The sequence below is a fragment of the Sporosarcina sp. BP05 genome (genome assembly GCF_014282005.1).
In the GTDB taxonomy this organism is placed as follows: domain Bacteria; phylum Bacillota; class Bacilli; order Bacillales_A; family Planococcaceae; genus Sporosarcina.
In genome coordinates this window covers 84346-105371 of the sequence record NZ_JACFTD010000001.1, presented here as the reverse complement: position 1 = coordinate 105371, position 21026 = coordinate 84346, and the positions used below count along the sequence as shown (strand labels likewise).

Below are 21026 nucleotides of genomic sequence, written 5' to 3'. Positions count from 1 at the left end.
CCTCATAACAAAAGCGTCAGCGCTAAGGCGCCGAAGCTAGATGTAACAAAAACAATGCTTCCACGCAACGGTGAAAGCATCCTTCCCTCCAGATTTTATCACTCTTTCGGATAGCTATGCAACCAGTTTGGGTTTCTGTTATACTAATACAATTGAAAGCGAATGAATCGAGGGTACAACTATGAAGGATACTTACCTTGGCGTACACGTATCGCCACTTACATATGAAGGAATTGTGACAGAAATAAAAGCGAGAATGACTCGCGGGGATAAGTCTACAATTATCGCAGTCAATCCGGAAAAAGTGATGGCTGCCCAAAAAAATCCCGAAGTGAAAGAGCTAATTAATAACTCGACGTTTCAAATCGCAGACGGAGTAGGTATACTACTTGCATCGAAACTAAAAAAGGGCACCATCAAATCTCGCGTAACAGGCGTCGACATGATGGCTCGTCTACTGAAGTTTGCAGCAGAAGACCACCATCCAATCTATTTGTATGGCGCGAAAAAGGAAGTCATCGAACGGGCAGCAGAAAACATTAAACGAGACAATCCAGGAATCGTCATTGCGGGAACGACAGATGGCTACGAACAAGACGAAAATGTACTCATCGAACGCGTAAACGACAGTGGCGCCAAAATAATTTTCGTTGCACTTGGTAGTCCGAAACAAGAGCTATGGATCAGGCGCAACATTAATAAACTCACAAACGTCTTAGTATTTCAAGGCGTCGGCGGTAGTTTTGATGTGTTTTCTGGAACGGTTAAGCGCGCTCCGGCTTTCTTCCGAAAAACCGGAACCGAGTGGCTATACAGGCTTATTAGCAATCCAAAACGGTTTAAACGGCAACTAAACTTACCACGATTTCTACTGAAACTACTCTTTAATAGAAGAAACTAAGTAAATTCTCAAAGGAGCATACAAATGAAAAAGTCAATTTGCATCATTGGACTAGGTTATATAGGTCTCCCAACAGCAGTCATGTTTTCAAACCACGGGCATGTAGTGCATGGCGTCGACGTCAATGAAAGCGTCGTTGAACACATCCGTAATAAAAAGCTTCACATAGAAGAGAACGGTCTGCAAGAACGGCTCGACAAAGCAATTGATTCGAACGCATTCACAGTGTCGACAACTCCAGTGAAAGCGGACGTCTTCATTATTGCAGTACCTTCACCAATTAAAGCAGATAAGACTGCAAATCTCGAATACATCCGTAGCGCGGCAAAAGCAATCACGCCGTTTGTTGAAGAAGGAAACCTTGTCATTCTTGAATCGACGGTACCACCACGTACTGTACAAGACGTCATCATTCCGGAACTTTTACAATCTGGTCTTGAAATCGGGACAGACATCTTTGTTTCCCACTCGCCAGAACGAGTTATTCCAGGACGAGCATTTGAGGAACTAGTTTCCAACGATCGAATCATCGGTGGTGTAAATCCAGCATCTGCGCGCATGACATCGGAGTTATATCGCTCATTCGTCAAAGGGCAGATGCATGAAACAGACGACATAACAGCCGAACTCGTCAAAGTAATGGAAAACACCTACCGCGATGTTAACATAGCACTTGCCAATGAACTCGCCAAAATCGCCCAAACAATCGACGTCAACATTTGGGAGGCTATTAGACTAGCCAATTATCACCCGCGTGTTGAGCTTCACCAGCCAGGCCCAGGAGTTGGAGGCCATTGTATTGCAGTTGATCCTTGGTTCCTCGTCGAACTAAACCCGGAACTTGCGCAAATTATTCACTTAGCGCGTCGGACAAATGACGGCATGCCAGAATATACTGCTCAACTAACAGCAGACATTCTAAAAGCGCAAGGTGTAGAACAACCCAAAGTGGCGGCACTTGGCCTCGCATTCAAAGGGAATATTGATGATATGAGGGAAAGTCCATCTGTAGATGTTGTTAAACAAATGGAACTAAAAAACTTAAATGTCGTCGCATACGATCCGCACATAAAAACAAACAACATCAATGAGCAAACGCAGGATGCAGAAAAAGCATTTGATGGTGCTTCAGCAATTGTCATCTTAACAAGTCATGACGAATTTAAAGCACTGGAACCAGAAAAGGTAGCGGTATCCATGGCTCATAAAATAATTATAGATACAAAAAACTGCATTGACCGCAATAAGTGGGAAAAGGCAGGGTTCCAAGTGTACGTATTAGGAGATTCAAAAAATAGCAAACCCTTGGTGTAGAAAGAAATGAATGCCGGTTAACGAATAATCAGCAAACCTGGTAAGTTTTACTATTAACAAGTTGAAATTGAAAAAGATTAATTTAATAGACAGCGAGTTTATATGGAAACGTATGCTGAAATAACTACTTTTAATAGTTACCATCTACTATTCTTATTATAGAAACAGATATAATCCAAATTAAAGGTAGCTTATTTCGCATATTCTTGATACAATCTAAACTGAGTCTATGATGTTCATAGAGTTATTATAATTGTTCTTACAAATAGGGAGGAATTCTACACATGGCACATCAACCAAATTCTTACAAAAAGTTTGTAGCTTCAGCTGCAACAGCAACTCTAGTAGCAACAGCACTAATTCCAGCAGCATCAGCTGCAGAAACGAAATCGTTCACGGACGTAAGCAAAAATTACAAAGAGGCTGTTGACTACCTAGTAGCTAACAAAATCGCAGGCGGTACTACTGACACAACTTTCGGTACTACACAGAACATTTCACGCGGTGACGCTGCTGTAATGATCGCAAACGCTCTTAAACTTGATACAGCAAATGCAAAAGACGCTGGTTTCCAAGACGTTAACGCGCGTGTAGCTGGAGCAGTTAATGCAATCGTTGCAGAAGGTATCGCTAGCGGTAAAACTTCTACATCATTCGACCCTGCAGCATACATCACTCGTCAAGAAATGGCGAAAATGCTTGCTAACGCTTATAAGCTAACTGCAAAAGAAAATGCTAGTTTCAAAGATGTTAACTCTAACTGGATTGGTTACGTTTCTGCACTTAAAGAAAACGGAATCACACTAGGTAAAACAGAAACTACTTTCGCACCAACTGCTAACCTTTCACGTGGAGAATTCGCTTTATTTGTTTTCCGTGCTGAAGTACCGACACAAGAAATTGCCGGTGCGATTTCTTTAACTGCAACTAGTAGCAAAACGTTGAAAGTTCAATTTGATAAAATGGTTGACCCAACAACTGCTAAATTTGAAGTTAAAAAAGCAGGAATTACTACTAACGTATCAAAAGTTACATTCTCTGATGATAGAAAGTCTGCAACGCTTGAACTTTCTGCTAAACTTAGCGAAGGCGAATACACTGTAAACGCTACAGGCGTAGGTGAAAAAACACTTACAGCAACTTACAAAGCAGCTAACGAAAGAGTTGAAAAAATTGAAATCCTTTCAACAACTGCTGCAGTAGACAAGTCAGTTGATCCAACTAAGGCTACTGTTGCATATAAAGTTTCAAACCAATACGGTGAAGATGTTTCTAAAACTAGAAACTTGACTACGAATTCTCCAAGCATTTCTGCTGCAAACGGAATTGTGACTATCACTTTAAGTGGTGAAAAAATCGGGGCTAAAGTAGCTGTAACACTTATCGACGTTGAAAGTGCAAAAAACACTACTGCAGTAGTGGAATTGTCAGCGGCAGCTATGGTTTCTGATGTGACTATTGATGGCGTATACAATAAAGACAAAAAAGAACTAAACGAAGATACAAAACTTGCGACAGATGAATTCTATCTATTAGTAGACGCAAAAGACCAATACGGCAATGCTGTAACGGATCTTACTAAACTAAAAGATGGTTTTATCCTTTCTGAAACAAACCCTACAGTTATTGCTACAGGAACTGTAGCTAATAAAACAACTTTCGCAACGGTTACAGTTGATGGGAAAACAAGAACTGCTATTAAACTGGTAGAACCTAAAAACTCTAATGGAGATCCACTTGGACTTAGAGCTGGTGAAACAACAGTAACTATGATTTCTACTACAACTGGTAAAAACCAATCTTACACTGTGAAAGTTGCTGAAGCTACACGCGCTGATGTAGTAACGCTTGCACAACCAGATCTAGTAGTAGCGGGAGAAGATGCTTTCATACCTGCTAATGCACTAGATAAAAAAGGTAATGCGATTACTGATGTTAAATTATTGAACAATGCTGCAAAAGGTATTTTAGTAACTGCTAATGGTACTAAAGCTGAATTCGTATTGAAAGACGGAGCAGTTATGGTGAAAGTTCCTAAAGCAGCTCTAAGTAATGCTGGAATTGTTTCTGTTATTGCTCAATCATCAACGTATAAAGTTGCAACTCTAACACTTACTGTTAAAGAAGCGGCAAAAGCGTCTGTAATCCGTGGAGTGGATAAAGATTTCGGCACAACACTTAAACAAGGGCAAGTTGTAAATGTTAAAGCTTCTAACCTAGTTGTAGAAGACCAATATGGTCGCGTAATGACTGACTCTAAGTTAACAGGTACTACAAAAGTTGTAGTTACTGAAGTTGATGACAATAACAACGTATTAACAGTTACTGACACTATCAATGCTACTACTACAGCTACAGTGACTGCAGCTGCAAATGCGAAAGGAACTGCAAAAGTTCAATTAGCTATTTCTGTTGATGGTAAAGTACTTAACAGTAGTGCTGTAGATGTTACATTCCGTGTTACTGACGGTAAAGAGTATGCATCATACAAAGCTGAAGAAGTTGGAACAGTTTACGATGTGAAAGCAAAAGCAGGCAATACTGTTGCAGACGCTTACGATGCAGAACTAGTTGTTTACGGCGTGCTAGCTGATGGAAGCAAAGTTGAGCTTGATGCAGGCAAAGACTTCACAGTTACTGCAAGCAACGCTGGTGTTCAAACTGCACTTGCTGACGGAGTAATCAAAGCTTCTGAATCATTTACGATTGACTATGCTAAAGATAAAAATGATGCTGCTGTAACTCTTAACGTAACTATTAACGCTACTGGACAACAATTTAAACAAGAGGTTATCTTCTCTAAAGTTGCACCAACGGCTACAACTGTTAATGTTAAAAATGGTACTGCTACTGTAACTACTCTTTCAATTGCGAAAGATACTTTCTCATCTGCAGTTCTTGCAGAAGCTGGTTACGCACTAGAAGTTAAAGACCAATATGGTGCAAAAGCTGCTTCAGGCAAATTCGCAGACGGTTCTGCACTAAATGCACCAAAAATGACAATTGTACCTGTAACTGGTACTCCAACTATTACTGGAAACGGAACTGACGATGCTAAAGTTACTGGTCTTAAAGACGGTAATGCATTCGATGTTACTTTCACTTACACAGGTGGAGCTACTAAAACAGTTCGCGTTAACGTTGCACTTTAATATTACTTTAAAGTGAAATGATAGAATTGCAGAAATCCCCTTAAGTCTATTTAGACTTAAGGGGATTTTTTCCAAATCACGGGTGCCTATGCATGAAACTAACATGAAAGTTTATTATTTATGTTTATTCGCGCAAGCAACACAACTTCCTCCAATCGGTTATCCGGTTGAAGTGACCCCTTAGAGTTAGAGTTATTTATTAAGCAGCTAGTTGGCTGGTGTGAAGTCGGTATTGTACCGGACTCATGCCAGCCAATTTCTGTTTGATCCGTTTGTTATTATAATAATGGATGTAAGATTCAATATCTTTTTTGAACTCGTTGTATGTTCGACGTGCAACCCCATAATACATCTCCTGCTTCAAAAGACCAAAGAAATTCTCCATTGGTGAATTATCAAGACAGTTTCCTTTACGGGACATGCTTTGGAATACATGGTGACCTTTAAGTGTTTTCACCCATTTACTGTGCTGATAATGCCAGCCTTGATCAGAGTGTATAGTGGTCCGATATTTTGAATCTTTTACGATTTGAAGAGCGACTTCTAACGGTTTCATCACAAAGTCCAGTGTTGGATGCATATGAATGCCATAAGAAAGGATCTCTCCGTTATACATGTCCATAATAGGACTAAGATAAAGTTTCAAGCCATCTGAACACTTGAATTCTGTAATGTCTGTTGTCAGCTTTTGATAAGCCGTATTTGTATAAAAACGGCGATGAATAAGGTTCTTCGCAACAGTCCCCACATTGCCTTGATAAGAACTATAGCGACGGGATTTTCGAGTGAATTTCTCTACTTTGAGTCCGAGCTTCCCCATGATACGCTGAACTTTCTTGTGGTTCACTTTAATCCCTTTGTTTTTCAACTCCAGCTGAATTCGACGGTAACCATAGTTTTCATCATTTTCTTCAAAAATCGATTGAATTCTTTCTTCTAGCTCCTGATTAGGATTTCCTGCCTTTATTCGTTGCAGGTGATAGTGATAAGAAGATTCAGGGATGCCTACAATCTGAAGGACGTTCTTTAATTGGAAGTTTTCTTTGAGTTCAAATGATAACGCTGCTTGTGCTTTTCGAGATAGCCTTCCGGATCCATCTGAAAAGCTCTTAACTTTTTTAAATACGCTACTTCCAACCGTAAGAGTTCATTTTCCTGTTCTAGTTTCTGTTCACGTGTCATCTCATTCTGTTGTGCGGGCTGTTTACCCTTCTTGACGTTCTTCGATTTGTCCGACATGGCTGGTCGTCCTATCGGGTTGTCCAGGGCTTTAGCACCGCCTTCAAGGAACTTATTATTCCATGAGGAGATCATCGGAGGGTTCGTTAACCCGAAGTGAAGAGCTGTTTCAGTCAAAGAAGCGCCTGTCCTTTTCATAAAGCTTAGTACATCCAGCTTGAATTGAACAGAATAAACTTCTTTATTTTTCTTTCTGGAAAGTCCAGATACGCCGTGTTCCTTATATACATCTACCCAATTTAAAATCTGTTTATGTGATTTTATATCGTATTTGCGTGCTAGAAGTTTACACCCTAGCTGGCCATTAAGATACTCGCCCACGACCATCAGTTTGAAAGATTCACTATCTTTAGCCATAATAAAACACCCCAAAAGTTAGATTTTGACTCTAACTTTTGGGGTGCGCATCACCCACATACAGGATTGAGGGGATTTTTATGTTTTATGAATAATAGTAGACAAGCAATCATACAAATGAGGGTGAGGATAAGAGCTTGTTTTAGAGCAGTTATCTTTACGATAGATTTTATTTTTGGGTAATTGTGCCGCAGTCTAGCTATCGAATTAGTTGAATAAGCGGCAAATACTACTAAGGGGGAAGAGGCTTTTGGGCAGGAAAAGAGTTCATAGGTTATTCAGTACAATCATGGCTTTGGCCATGGTCTTTACTATGTCAGCTCCGATGAATGCATCAGCTAATAACGATGCAAAACAAGCTGAGCAGAATGGGACAAGCGAAGGCGGTATGGAAGCACAAGCAGCAGTCGCTGAACAATTAGCTATACTAGGCGGTTCAGCTACACTGCATGAAGATTTACAAGCTTTATCAGGCGAACAAGAAGTAGCTGTAATTATTCATCTATCTGAAAAACCGATTGCTCTTGAAAAAGGAATCAAAGAGTTGGCAGGTCAAAGTTTTACAAATTCAGATGCTACTAGAGTTGAGAAAAACGTGAAAGCCCAGCAGGCATCCGTTAAAAAAGAAATGAGTGCGAATAAGATTTCTTTCAAAGAAGGTTATTCCTACGCAACTGTTTTTAACGGATTTGCTGCAACTGTAAAAGCAAATGACCTTAGTAAGCTTATACAAGTCGATGGTGTCGTATTAGTAGAGCCCGATGAGATTAGATATACACTAGACATTCCAGAGCTAAGCGGGAACGTTGATGCAGCAAATAATACAAGCATCTCTCATCTTGGTATTGAAAAACTGTGGAACAAAGGATTTAAAGGAAAAGGAATTAAAGTCGGTGTCATTGATACTGGTATTGACTACAACCACCCTGAATTCGATGGAGTATATAAAGGCGGGAAAAACTTTGTTCCTAATAACGGAGACTATGCTCGCCCACGCGATGATAATGACCCATATGAAACATCGCCACTGGACCGTGACCCAAGTAACCCTAATACGCCAGTGTTAAACTTTGCCACTACTCACGGAACGCACGTATCAGGAACTATCGCAGGAATTGGCGCAAATCCTTATGGAATTAGCGGACTTGCCCCGGAAGTAGAACTACATGTATACCGCGTATTAGGCGCTTATGGAAGCGGGAATACATCATGGGTTATTAAAGGAATTGACACTGCAGTTCAAGAAGGAATGGACGTCATTAACTTGTCGCTTGGCGGACCTTCAATGAGTTCAGTTACAGCCGATTCATTCGCGATTAATAACGCAATGCTTGCGGGAACTGTGGCGGCTATCGCGACAGGGAACTCTGGGTCGTCCCGCGGATCAATCGGAAGCCCTGCGTCAGCAGCACTTGGCATCGCTGTAGGTAACTCAACAAATCCTACGATTACGGAAACACGCGCAACTCTTGCCGTAAAAGCCGAGTCATACGACAAATCTTACAGCCTTAATTATTTGGCATATAAATTCGGTGAAAAGCCGGCTGAAGTACTCACAGGAGAATATGATCTTGTTGCAATACCTAACTTCGGGAAAATAGAAGACTACGAAGCTATTGATGTCGATGGGAAAGTTGTACTCGTTTCGCGAGGTGACATAACTTTCGTCGAAAAAATAGAAACTGCTAAAAAGCTCGGTGCGAAAGCAGTTATTATTCACAACAATGTAGCTGGATTGGTTAATGCTTCCCAAGGTTCAGGGTTCACCTTTATTACGACATTTGACATGTCGGGTGCTGAAGGAACTGAACTCAGAAATTCACTATCAAGCAAACCAGGAAAGATTTCATTTGGTGACTTCGTGACCACGCCATCTGGAGGAGACACGTTAAGCTCATCCAGTTCACGTGGACCGACAAATCCTGACTTCGATATTAAGCCAGACGTTGTGGCGCCAGGTACGAACATTATGTCTACAGTACCTGCATTCGGAAAAGATATTCCCGACGCGAATTACAGTGTATCATTTGGTAGGAAAACAGGTACTTCGATGGCTACACCGCATATTGCGGCAATCTCGGCATTGATTCTTCAGGCGAATCCTGGTTGGACGCCATTTGATGTAAAAGTATCCCTGTCGAATTCTGCGAAATTGTTTACTACAACGACTTATGATGTATTTGCACAAGGACCTGGACGCGTTCAACCTTACGAAGCTGCATTCCCGAAAGTTCTTGCTTATGCGCTTGATAGCAACTTAATTCAGAGAAGTGTAGTAGAGCACGAAAAAGGAACAGTTAGATTTGGTAAGTTGGCGCGCATCTCCCAAGAGGATATTTCGGTGACAAAACAAATTCGTGTAGAAGATATCGCGAAACTTGGCGGGGACTATACAACAAGGGTACTAGTTACTAAAGCGTTTGCTGGTGCGGCAGTGGCTGTCGATAAATCAGCATTTACATTGAATGGTACAGAAATGCTAAACGTAACATTGACTGCACCACAAACAGATGTGAAAACTGCAGCTGAAATTTTAGGATACATTTATATTGAAGGAAATGGCACAGAAATTTCGTTGCCATTTGCAGCAGAATTCACACCATCTTCAGTAACAACTGCCGGTGTAGCTGGTGTTAAAGTAACGAACTATGATATTTCATTTGCGAGTGATAGTGTGAACAACGTATCCTCTGTGTCAGGAGTGTTAGGGGGGACAGCAAATTATAAACAGCTAGATGTTGAAATAACTGACTTGCTTCAACTTGGAGAAGAAATTGGCACGATTCACTCTAAAGTGGGTGTAGTTGCAGCTGGCCCTTACAATTTCCCAATTGAAGGAAAGTATACAAGTTATGAAAATGATAAAGAGCTTGATATTCCTGATGGCGCTTATACATTTTCAATGAATGCAATGAATTCAAGTAACAGGTGGTTTAGCGATACAGATCCAGAGCCATTGTTCATCAAGAGCACGCCATCAACAATCAATACAGCTGAATTGCACAAAGCAATTAGCACAGAGTATGAATTCAAGGGGACAATTGTTGATACCTATATCGATTTAATAGAGAGTCTTGTAGAAAGAGGATATACGTTTGACGTCAATGAAAAACTGACTGTTTCATTTGAAGCATTGAATGCAGAAGAAGAAAAGATTGGTGAAGGCCCAGTGGTACTTGAACAAGATGGTGCGTTCTCACTTAATCTTACCAATTTGACTGAGGGGGAAAACACAGTCACCATCAATGTTGATGATGCAGCTGGTAATGAAGATGAGTTCATCTATACAGTGCTAGCTGAAGATGTTGTCTCGTATGCGGTCGATACAGAAGAACTTAACCTGAAAGTCGGGGATCAGGCTAATCTAACTGTTACTGAAACAACAACAAAACTAGATGGATCAGTTTCTGATAAAGATGTTACGCTGGAAGCAACGTACGCAGTTCTAGATGAAAAAATTGCAACTGTATCTTCCGGAGGTAAGGTTGCTGCAGTAGGAGTCGGAACTACAGAGATAATAGTTTCGTATGAAGGTGCAACGGTGTCGGTCTCAGTGAAGGTGGAGAAGAAAGATGTTTATGTACCACCGTACACTCCGCCAACAAATCCAACACCAACAGATCCAAAACCTGTTGATCCAAAACCGGTAACACCACCAGTGTTCACGGATATTACAAACATCTTCGCGAAAAATGAAATCAACAAGCTCGCAGCGTTAGGGACTATTCAAGGGAAAACAGAAACACTGTTTGCACCTAACGCACAAATCACACGTGCTGAATTTGCGGTATTGCTTGCAAGGGCACTAAAACTTCCGACGAAAGAATACGAAGGAACATTTAGTGACGTGAACACAAGCAAGAAATGGGCATTCGCTGCAGTTGAAGCAGCAGCTCGCGCTGGCATTGTAAACGGCACAGCGAATGGGAATTTCAATCCCGATGCTCCAATCAAACGCGAAGAAATTGCTGCAATGGTTATTAGAGCAATTGAGTATCAAGACAAAACGAAACTAACAAACCTTGAGACACCAGCTAACTTTAAAGACCACGGTTCAATTGGTGCTTTCGCAATTGACTCTGTCTATAAAGCAACTGCACTTGGTGTAATCCTAGGAAACAACGGACAGTTCAATCCGAAAAACAATGCAACACGCGCTGAAGCAGCGGTTATGCTTTACCGCGCATTGGAGAAACTTGAACTACTAGACTGACAGAAAAGGAAAGAGCCTAAAACCGGCTCTTTCCTTTTTTATATAGTTATTTGTTGTTTCAATTGGAGTCTGAATATAAAAAACAATTAAATTGCATTTAAAAGGATATTTTGGTAGATTAATGACGGACACACTATTTTAACTATTTAAAATAAGAGGTGTGTAAGAAGGGGTGGAATGCAGATTGGTCAAATTAAAAAGAACGTTGCTTTTAACGCTAGTGTTCATGTTGTCGTTAAGTTCAGCAGCATTCGGTATGACAGGTTCGACATCTGGAGGGAAAAGCAACTTAACGTTGCCTACTCTTGAGCTTCAGAAACCTGACCGAAAAGTGCCGGAGAAACTGGTGAATCCAGCAGATCCGAATGAAAAAGTACGAATTATTGTAGAGCTTGAAAAAGCACCTGCAATAGAAACAGCAACTAAAAGAGGGCTCCTTTATAAGGATTTACCTTCTGCACAACGCGACAGCTTGGAATCAGCAGTTGAATCTGACCAAGTGGATGTACAAGCTAGCGTAACAAAAGTTGCACCTTCAATTAAATACATTGAAAACTTCACAACTGTATTTAATGGTTTTTCAGCAGAAGTGGATGCAAAGTTCGTTGAAGGGATTGCAAACACGAAAGGTGTAAAATCGGTCTATGAATCTACTGAATATCAACGACCTGATGCTAAACCGGAAATGATTCATTCCAAGGAATTAGTACAAGCTCAACGTGCGTGGAATGATTATGGCGTCCGTGGAGAAGGAATGGTCGTAGGAGTTATTGATACGGGAATCGATCCAAGTCATCGCGATATGATTTTAACAGATGACAAAACTGGAAGTATCACAAAGGAAAAACTAGATACCCTTAAAGCAGATGGCTCAATCGAAAATGGTAAATACTTCACTGCCAAAGTACCATTCGGCTATAACTACATGGATGGTAATGAGGAGATTCTTGACCTTGGTCCAGATGCGTCAATGCACGGAATGCACGTAGGTGGCACAGTCGCTGCAAATGGTGACGAAGAGAACGGGGGCATTATGGGAGTCGCTCCAGAAGCACAATTGTTGGCATTGAAAGTATTTGGTAACGATCCATTGTACCCATCTACTTTTGGAGACATTTACATTAAGGCAATTGACGATGCAATTAAACTTGGTGTAGACGTTATTAATATGTCTCTAGGCTCAACAGCTGCATATGTAAATGCGGATGATCCTGAGCAGCAAGCTGTCAAGAGAGCAACTGAAAATGGTGTTCTTGTAGCAATTTCAGCTGGTAATTCAAATATGTATGGTTCGGGTACATTTTATCCATACACTGAAAACCAAGACTACGGATTAACAGGTTCACCGAGCGTAGCTAACGAATCACTCGGGGTTGCATCATATGAAAATAGTAAAGTTACAGCTTACGGTTTCTCTTACCAATTTGACGATGTGAAAACAGGAGAAGCACTTTATCTATTGGCAAATGATGCAGATCCAACAAAGCAGGAACAAACGAAATTTGAAATCATGGATGCGGGTCTTGGCAATCCTCAAGATTTCACAGGGAAAGATTTTAAAGGGAAATTTGCTTTGGTTTCCCGTGGCGTTATCGGTTTTGTTGATAAGGGATTGAATGCACAAGCGGCAGGAGCTGCAGGTGTGATTATCTACAATAACGCAGCAGGTACAATTAATATGGCTTCAGACCCAGCCATCAAGATTCCTTATATGTCTACTCTTCAAGGAGATGGAAATGCTCTGAAAGCAGGATTGGATAGTGGTAAATCAGTAACAGTTGATTTTGACGGTAGTTTTGTCGTAACAGCAAATGCGAATGCAGGGAAAATGAGCGACTTCTCCTCTTGGGGACCAACTCCGAACCTTGATTTCAAACCTGAAATTACAGCACCGGGCGGGAACATTTTCTCGACATTTAATAACAATGAGTATGGATTAATGAGCGGTACATCTATGGCTGCACCACACGTTGCTGGTGGTACAGCATTAATTTTAGAACGTGTCGATAAAGAGTTTGGTCTGACAGGTTCTAAGCGTTATCAATTAGCTAAAAACTTGTTAATGAATACTGCAAAACCAGTTGAATTAAATCCAGGCGAATACGTTTCACCTCGTCGACAAGGTTCCGGATTAATGCAACTCGCTAACGCGTTGAACACGGACGTTGTCGTAACGAATAAAGCTACTGGTGAAGCAAAAGTTGCTTTGAAAGAAATTAAAGACAACAAATTGACATTAACTTTAGAAGCAAAGAACTTCTCTGATAAAGAGAAAACGTTCAATGTGGACACACAAGTTCAGATGGATACACCAGTTAATTCAGGCGGCGTATTCGTAAATTTACCGAACGATCCTAAATACGGTCAATTTGTCCTTGATGATGAGGACATTGAAGTGCAAGCACCAAAAACAGTTACAATTCCAGCGAACGGCACAGCTGAAATTTCAGTAACAGTTGATGTTTCATTTATGGCAGAGATTTTCGCAACTATTTATCCAAATGGTTTCTATGTAGATGGATTCGTAACACTTACGGATGCTGATGAAGAAATTACAGGAAATGTTCCATTAACAGTGCCATTCTTCGGTTTCAATGGCCAGTGGGATGATGGATCAATCTTTGATTACTTCGCTTGGGATCCTATGACTTATTGGGGTTACACTGCACTTGCAGACGAACAAGGGAATTTCATCCAAGGTGGCGGTACTGGCGATAACTTTGATACAACGCGTTTCGCTTTCTCACCAAATGGTGATGGAATCCGTGACAAAGCAATTCCTGTTTACTCTCTATTCCGTAATGCAAAACAATTCAAAGTAAAAGTCTTAGATAGCGAAGGGAACGAACTTCGTACAATCCGTACAGCTTCGGATTTAAGAAAGCATTATATCGAAAGTGCAACAGCGAATCCCTACACGTATAACACAAATTACGGTTGGGATGGAAAAGTAAATGGTAAAATTGCAGTAGACGGTAATTACTTTATTGAATTAAGTGCTGTAATTGACTTTGAAGGTGCAAAATGGCAGTCAATCAAGTTTCCTGTAAAAGTGGACACAGTTGCACCTACAGCCAAGGTAGAATTTGACACATTGACAGGCACTATATCAGTTGCTGACTTTAAGGACAATGAAAATGGCGCAGGAGCAGATCGTTGGGAAGTGTTGCTGAATGGGAATGTAGTAGCAAACCAACCAGTTACCTCAAAAGCATTTGTCTTGAAAAACGTTCTAACAAATAAAGATGTTGTAACTGTAAAGGCTTGGGACTCTGCTAACAACTTCGCAGAATACAAGTTTTCGAAAGAAAGTGTTAAAGAAACAAAAGAACCAGTAATATTCTTGAAAAGCCCAGGTATGACAGATGCTTACGATACAAACAAAATCGTTGTTTCGGGTACTGTTGAAGACGATTCTAAAATTGCTACTCTAACAGTAAACGGTGAAAAAGCCGAAAAGTTTGATGGCGTTAACTTCTCCCATACGTTGACATTTGAAGATGGTGTACACGATGTTAAAGTAGAAGCAGTAGACGAACACGGTAACAAAATGCAAATCAGACGTATATTCTTTGTTGATACACAAGCTCCAGTTGTATCGGTGAAGAATTATCCGACAAAAACAAATGATAGTAAAGTAACAGTCAAAGTTACCGTTAAGGACAACTTCGATGACATCGCATTATATGTAAATGGTAACGAATTTTTCAGAAATGTACTTTCTGAACCATATGCAATGAAAGGATTCGAAAAAGACGTTGATGTAGCGTTAACGCTTGTTGATGGTAAAAACGAATTCACATTTGAAGCCGAAGATTTAGCAGGTCACAAGATCACTCAAACGATTACGATTGAAAAGACAGACGTAGTTGTTGAGAATCCGGGGAATGGCGGCGGGCTTCCGACAACGCCGGTAGATCCAAAACCTGTAGATCCGAAACCAGTAGATCCAAAACCGGTAACTCCACCAGTATTCTCGGATATTACAAATATTTTCGCGAAAGATGAAATCAACAAGCTTGCAGCGAAAGGGATTATCCAAGGAAAAACTGAAACGAACTTTGCACCTAACGCACAAATTACGCGTGCTGAGTTTACGGTATTACTTGCTCGCGCACTAGACCTTCCTTTGAAAGAATACGCGGGAACATTCAGTGACGTGAATACAAGCAAGAAATGGGCATACGCTGCAGTTGAAGCAGCTGCTCACGCAGGCATCGTGAATGGAACGACGGGCGGTAAATTCAATCCCGACGCGCCAATCAAACGCGAAGAAATTGCTGCAATGGTTATTAGAGCAATTGAGTATCAAGACAAAACGAAACTAACAAACCTTGATACACCAGCTAACTTTAAAGACCACGGCTCAATAGGTGCTTTCGCAATTGACTCTGTCTATAAAGCAAATGCACTTGGTGTAATCCTCGGGAACAACGGACAGTTCAATCCGAAAAACAATGCAACACGCGCTGAAGCAGCAGTTATGCTTTACCGCGCATTGGACAAACTTGAACTACTAAAATGATGTAGTAAGATGGGGCTAGGATCTGATAAGATTCGAGAATCCATAGAAACCCACCCAAGTCCGCAAGCAGGATTTGGGTGGGTTTTCATTTTAGGTTCAAAATAATCTGGATAACACGTTCAAGTAAGAATCGTTAACAGTGTAGAAATACCCTTACACCATCAGTGGTGTAAGGGTTTTTTCGTGTGCATCAACCTATATAGAACTTTTCAAGAATTTAGTCCTACAATTCGCGTGTATAAATAACTATATAAGTTGAACAAATGAATACCAATATGAACTGAGCGAAGGCGCCATTCAGTGTCAAAGTCCTTAGACTGGCAGCGAAGCTACTTGGCCTAGGGCGGAAGGCATCCTCAAGCGCCGCAGTTTATTTAATAAAATTCTTTATCTCAATGTATATAGTGAAGTGAATATAATCAGCGAAATTCAATATACACATAGATAATTGAATCGACCTATACTTAATGACAAATAATCTCAAAAAAGTAAAGATACTTATATTAAAACTAGTAGGCTTGTGATAAACTCATAGTGCACATGATTCAGATAAGTGCAAATACTGAGGTAAAGGGGAAATGGGAATTGAAAAGAAATAAGTTTATGAAGTTCTTTAGTAGCATGCTTGCTTTCCTAATGGTTCTTTCGTTGTTAACGCCGTTCTCAGCATCGGCAAATACACAACAACCGTTTGAGCCAAGTGGCGAAAGCGATTTGCAAGTGCAAGCAGCTATTACAGAACAATTAGGGGTGTTGGGTGGGGAACCATCGCTGCACGAAGACTTACAAGGTCTATCAGGAAATGAACAAGTAGCAGTTATCGTTCTTTTATCTGAAAAACCTGTAGCTCTTGAGCGGGGAATTAAAGAGTTAAAGGGGCAGAGACTTACAAGCTCTGAAGCCACTTCTGTAGAAAAGAAAGTAAATGCACAGCAAGTGCTCGTTAAAAAAGAAATGACAGCAAAGAAAGTTTCTTATACAGAAGGTTTCTCCTACGATACCGTTCTTAACGGTTTTGCGACGTCTGTTAAAGCAGACGACCTAGAAAAGCTTCTAGAAATCGAAGGTGTCGTGCTCGTTGAGCCGGATGCAATTAGACAAGCCCTTGACATTCCATCAAAAGATGATGGAGAAGTTAAGGCAGCCATGTCTACAAGCCTTCCTTTCCTTGGCATAGATGGGCTTTGGGAAAAAGGGATTGAGGGGAATAGTGTTAAAGTTGGAGTCCTAGACACCGGAATTGACTACGACCACCCTGAATTCGAAGGTGTTTATAAAGGCGGTAAAAACTATATCACACATGGTAGCACATATGCACGACCGCGTGCGGATGACGATCCATACGAAACATCTCCACTAGATAGAAAGAGTACAACACCGGAATTTGATTCACAAGGTGGTTCTTTCTACACATCTCACGGAACACATGTAGCCGGAACGATCGCGGCACAAGGTAAAAATGCATACGGTATTAAAGGAATTGCACCTAAAGTTGAACTATATGCATACCGAGTACTTGGTGGTTATGGTAGTGGTGCAACAGCGGGAATCATTAAAGCGATTGATGATTCAGTTAAAGATGGTATGCAGGTTATTAATCTATCACTTGGTGGAAGCTCAAATAGTGCAACTGCATCTGACGCTATTGCAATCAACAATGCAATGCTAGGTGGAACAGTTGCAGTTATTGCAACAGGAAACTCTGGACCAAACCGTGGGACAATTGGAAACCCATCAACAGCAGCGCTTGGTATTGCTGTAGGGAACTCGACGAATCCCGAAGAAATGCACAAAGCAAGTGTTTCTGTAACGGTAGGATCATACCGTAATACATCTACAATGAATTTGATGGGCGTTAAATTTGGTGGAAATTTGGCTACAGCGTTGTACGGTGAATTTGACATCGTTGCAGTACCTGGCGTAGGAAATCCTAAAGATTTCGTAGGTATTGACGTTAAAGACAAAGTAGCACTCATTTCCCGTGGAGACATTGCGTTTGTCGATAAAATTGCGAATGCAAAAGCAGCGGGTGCGAAAATAGTGTTAATTCATAACTCAGCAGCTGGAACGGGTACACCAGGACCAGCAAATGTATTCCTTGGTGATTCTTTCGAATTCATTCCAACGTTTGATATGTCTTACACTGAAGGAATAGCTCTTCGTAATGCATTAGCAACGGCAGCAGGAAAGGTTTCATTCAGCGACCTTGCTTCTTCATTTACACCAGGCGATGAAATGAATGATTCTAGCTCACGCGGACCGGCAAATCCCAATTTTGATGTTAAGCCAGACGTCGTAGCGCCGGGTACGAACATTATGTCTTCTGTTGCTGCCTATGGGAAAGATTATCCAGATGCAGATTACAGTGAATCATATGACAGGTATACAGGTACTTCTATGGCGACACCACACATTGCAGCAATTGCGGCATTGATTCGTCAGGCAAACCCTACATGGACGCCTTTCGATGTAAAAGTAGCCCTGTCAAATACAGCAAAAGTACTTGATAAAAAGTTTGACGTCTTCGCACAAGGACCTGGACGTGTTCAGCCTTTTGAGGCGGCATATCCAACTATCCTTGCTTATGCACTTGATAAAACAACATTTAGCGGCAAGGAAGTAGATAATGAAAAAGGATCAGTAACATTTGGTCGTCTAGGTCAAGTTAGAGATGGCGCCGTTACTGTAAAAAAACAAATTCGTGTTGAAGATTTCGCGAAAAAAGGCGGAGACTATACAGTTCGAATTGAAACAACAAAAGGATTTGGCGATGCAAAAGTTACTGTCGACAAATCAGCATTTACGTTGAATGGGACAGAAATGCTTGAATTGACATTGTCTATCTCGAAAACAACAACAATAAAAGCTGGCGATGAGATATTAGGTTACGTTTATATATCGGGCAACGGCACTGAAGTTTCATTGCCATTTGCGGCTGACTTCTCACCGTTAGTATTACCTACTGGTGTGCATTATGTAGAACTTTCAGACCACGACGTATCATTTAACGGCGATGGCGTGAAAGACTCGACATCTATGAAATTCCAACTAGTTGGGAGATACGGGTTTAACTATATTGGATTACATGATTTGTTGAGCGATAATATTGACGAAGATATGGGCTTCATTAGTTATACTGCTAGCCGTAATGCTGGAACATATTCACTTCCAATTACGGGCACGTACACGAATTGGGATAATCAAGCTGCGGGATTAGTGGCAATTCCAGAAGGTGTTTATGTTACTGCGTTTTATGCGCAATTAGCCACAGGAGCGAAAGCTTGGTATGGTGAATTCGATTTGGAGCCACTATTCGTAAAAAACAGTGCTGCGACAGTTGTAACGGCTGAGTCGCATGAAACAGTAGGTTCTATGTATACATTCAACGGAACAATCGTTGACAAATATATCGATTTCCAAGAGCCTTTAAATGAGATTGGCTTTGGTTTTGATGTAAATGAAAAACTATTTGTTACGTATGAACTCTTGAATGCAGCTGGAGACAAGGTAGGCGAAGGCCCAGTGAATTTTGCACAAGACGGTGCATTCTCACTTGACCTTACGAAGTTAACACCAGGCGACAACACAATAACAATCTCTGTTGACGATGCAGCTGGTAACAAAGCAACGTACGACTATAAATTGGTGGCTGAAGAAGAGCCAGACGTTATTTCACTTGCAGTCGATACAGAAAAACTTGCACTCCAAGTCGGAGACCAAGCTACTCTAACTGTTACTGAAACAACTACAAAGCCAGATGGATCAGCTTCTGATAAAGATGTTACAGCAGATGCAACGTACGATGATTTTGACGTAAAAGTTGTAACTGTATCTTCAGAAGGAAAGGTAGTAGCGGTTGGAGTCGGAACTACAGAAATTACAGTGTCATATGAAGGTGAAACGGCATTGGTCTCAGTGAAGGTGGAGAAGAAAGATGTTTATGTACCACCGTACACTCCGCCAACAAACCCAACACCAACAGAACCAAAACCTGTAGATCCAAAACCAATAACACCACCAGTATTCTCGGATATTACGAATGTTTTCGCGAAAAATGAAATCAATAAGCTCGCAGCGAAAGGGATTATCCAAGGGAAAACAGAAACGAACTTTGCACCTAACGCACAAATTACACGTGCTGAATTTGCGGTATTGCTTTCTCGTGCACTAGACCTTCCAATGAAAGAATACGAAGGAATATTCAGTGATGTGAACACAAGCAAGAAATGGGCATATGCTGCAGTTGAAGCAGCAGCTCGCGCTGGCATCGTAAACGGCACAGCGAATGGCAAATTCAATCCCGACGCGCCAATAAAACGCGAAGAAATTGCTGCAATGGTTGTCAGAGCAATTGAGTATCAAGACAAAACGAAACTAACAAACCTTGATACACCAGCTAACTTTAAAGACCACGGTTCAATTGGTACTTTCGCAATTGACTCTGTCTATAAAGCAACTGCACTTGGTGTAATCCTAGGAAACAACGGACAGTTCAATCCGAAAAACAATGCAACACGCGCTGAAGCAGCAGTTATGCTTTACCGCGCATTGGATAAACTTGAACTACTAAAATGATGTAAAGAAAAAGAGCCGATTATCGGCTCTTTTTACTTTTAATAAAAGTATTTTATGACAGCTGTAGAGACGGGCGAGTGCCCAACGAATTACTAGAAGTGTCCAACCATTCATCTAGTACCCTTTCCAACTTCCAAAGGTTCAGCTTTTGGAATTTACTACAGGTCAATAAGTTCGCAACTATTTGTTTTATAATAGCTGGGCTTAGTTTGAGTAGTAGGATAACTCAAAATGAACTGACTCAATAAAGTTAGAAAAATATTTTAGGCAGTAGCTTCTAAGATCTGGGTTCGGTATTCTACCGGGCTCAGGTCTTTTAATTTTGCTTTCATTGGCTTGTGATTGTAATACTCAACATATTCTTCTGATTCTGCAAGCCTTGATCGGGATGAAGAATGACTTTATCTCCTGGTTGAAGGTGATTAATAGCTTTGTCTACCATATCACCTAAAAGTTGCTCCCACCGATAAACGGTACTAGGGGATGTAATAGTAAATGTGCTTGCGGTTTCTCGAAAAGACGCACCTGTTTCGTTCATAAAATTGAGTACGTCTAGTTTAAACCCAGATGAGTAGCTTGTATAGCCTTCTAAACCTATTTCACCTAACGCTTCAAATAACTTCACCCAATTAATGACTAGTGATTTATCTGCACCAATGCTTTCTGCAGGGCTTTTATAGCTATGTTCTACCGCTTGTAATTTAACTTCTACTGTATATTTAGACATGAAAACACCCCGTAAATGTTAGT

Annotated in this window: 8 protein-coding genes and 2 pseudogenes; 6 read left to right on the top strand and 4 right to left on the bottom strand. The window is 40.9% G+C overall.

The annotated features are described in order from the left end of the window. Window positions 1-181: 181 nt before the first annotated feature. From H2672_RS00355 to H2672_RS00345, 3 genes are all read left to right on the top strand, one after another. Window positions 182-901, top strand: coding sequence for a WecB/TagA/CpsF family glycosyltransferase (locus H2672_RS00355; protein WP_186667841.1), 720 nt, complete (start codon window positions 182-184; stop codon window positions 899-901). 24 nt (window positions 902-925) lie between these two features. Continuing rightward, on the top strand, window positions 926-2215 hold the full coding sequence (locus H2672_RS00350; protein WP_186667839.1) for a nucleotide sugar dehydrogenase: 1290 nt from the start codon (window positions 926-928) through the stop codon (window positions 2213-2215). 284 nt (window positions 2216-2499) lie between these two features. Next, complete coding sequence (locus H2672_RS00345) at window positions 2500-5367, top strand: S-layer homology domain-containing protein (RefSeq protein ID WP_186667829.1); 2868 nt, start codon at window positions 2500-2502, stop codon at window positions 5365-5367. A gap of 199 nt (window positions 5368-5566) precedes the next feature. Here H2672_RS00345 and H2672_RS00340 read toward each other — a convergent pair. Together H2672_RS00340 and H2672_RS00335 are read right to left on the bottom strand one after the other, a co-directional pair. After that, window positions 5567-6433 (bottom strand): annotated as a pseudogene (locus H2672_RS00340) (IS3 family transposase); the annotation flags it as partial. Next, window positions 6394-6963 carry a helix-turn-helix domain-containing protein gene (locus H2672_RS00335; RefSeq protein WP_186667827.1) on the bottom strand — a complete coding sequence of 190 codons (570 nt, stop codon included), beginning with the start codon at window positions 6961-6963 and terminating at the stop codon, window positions 6394-6396. The gene H2672_RS00335 and the pseudogene H2672_RS00340, both read right to left, overlap by 40 nt. Window positions 6964-7213: 250 nt before the next feature. Here H2672_RS00335 and H2672_RS00330 point away from each other — a divergent pair, with 250 nt between their 5' ends. From H2672_RS00330 to H2672_RS00320, 3 genes are all read left to right on the top strand, one after another. Then, the gene (locus H2672_RS00330; RefSeq protein ID WP_186667825.1) at window positions 7214-11176 is read left to right on the top strand and encodes a S8 family serine peptidase; all 3963 of its coding nucleotides are present in this window, start codon (window positions 7214-7216) and stop codon (window positions 11174-11176) included. A 184-nt stretch (window positions 11177-11360) separates the two neighbouring features. Beyond that, window positions 11361-15701 carry a S8 family serine peptidase gene (locus tag H2672_RS00325; RefSeq protein WP_186667823.1) on the top strand — a complete coding sequence of 1447 codons (4341 nt, stop codon included), beginning with the start codon at window positions 11361-11363 and terminating at the stop codon, window positions 15699-15701. A 585-nt stretch (window positions 15702-16286) separates the two neighbouring features. Then, complete coding sequence (locus H2672_RS00320; protein WP_186667821.1) at window positions 16287-20276, top strand: S8 family serine peptidase; 3990 nt, start codon at window positions 16287-16289, stop codon at window positions 20274-20276. A gap of 263 nt (window positions 20277-20539) precedes the next feature. On the opposite strand, the pseudogene H2672_RS19845 reads toward H2672_RS00320, so the two are convergent. Further along, window positions 20540-20641, bottom strand: a pseudogene (locus H2672_RS19845) (IS3 family transposase); the annotation flags it as partial. Continuing rightward, the gene (locus H2672_RS00310; RefSeq protein WP_186667819.1) at window positions 20605-21003 is read right to left on the bottom strand and encodes a transposase; all 399 of its coding nucleotides are present in this window, start codon (window positions 21001-21003) and stop codon (window positions 20605-20607) included. The gene H2672_RS00310 and the pseudogene H2672_RS19845, both read right to left, overlap by 37 nt. Window positions 21004-21026 lie beyond the last annotated feature (23 nt).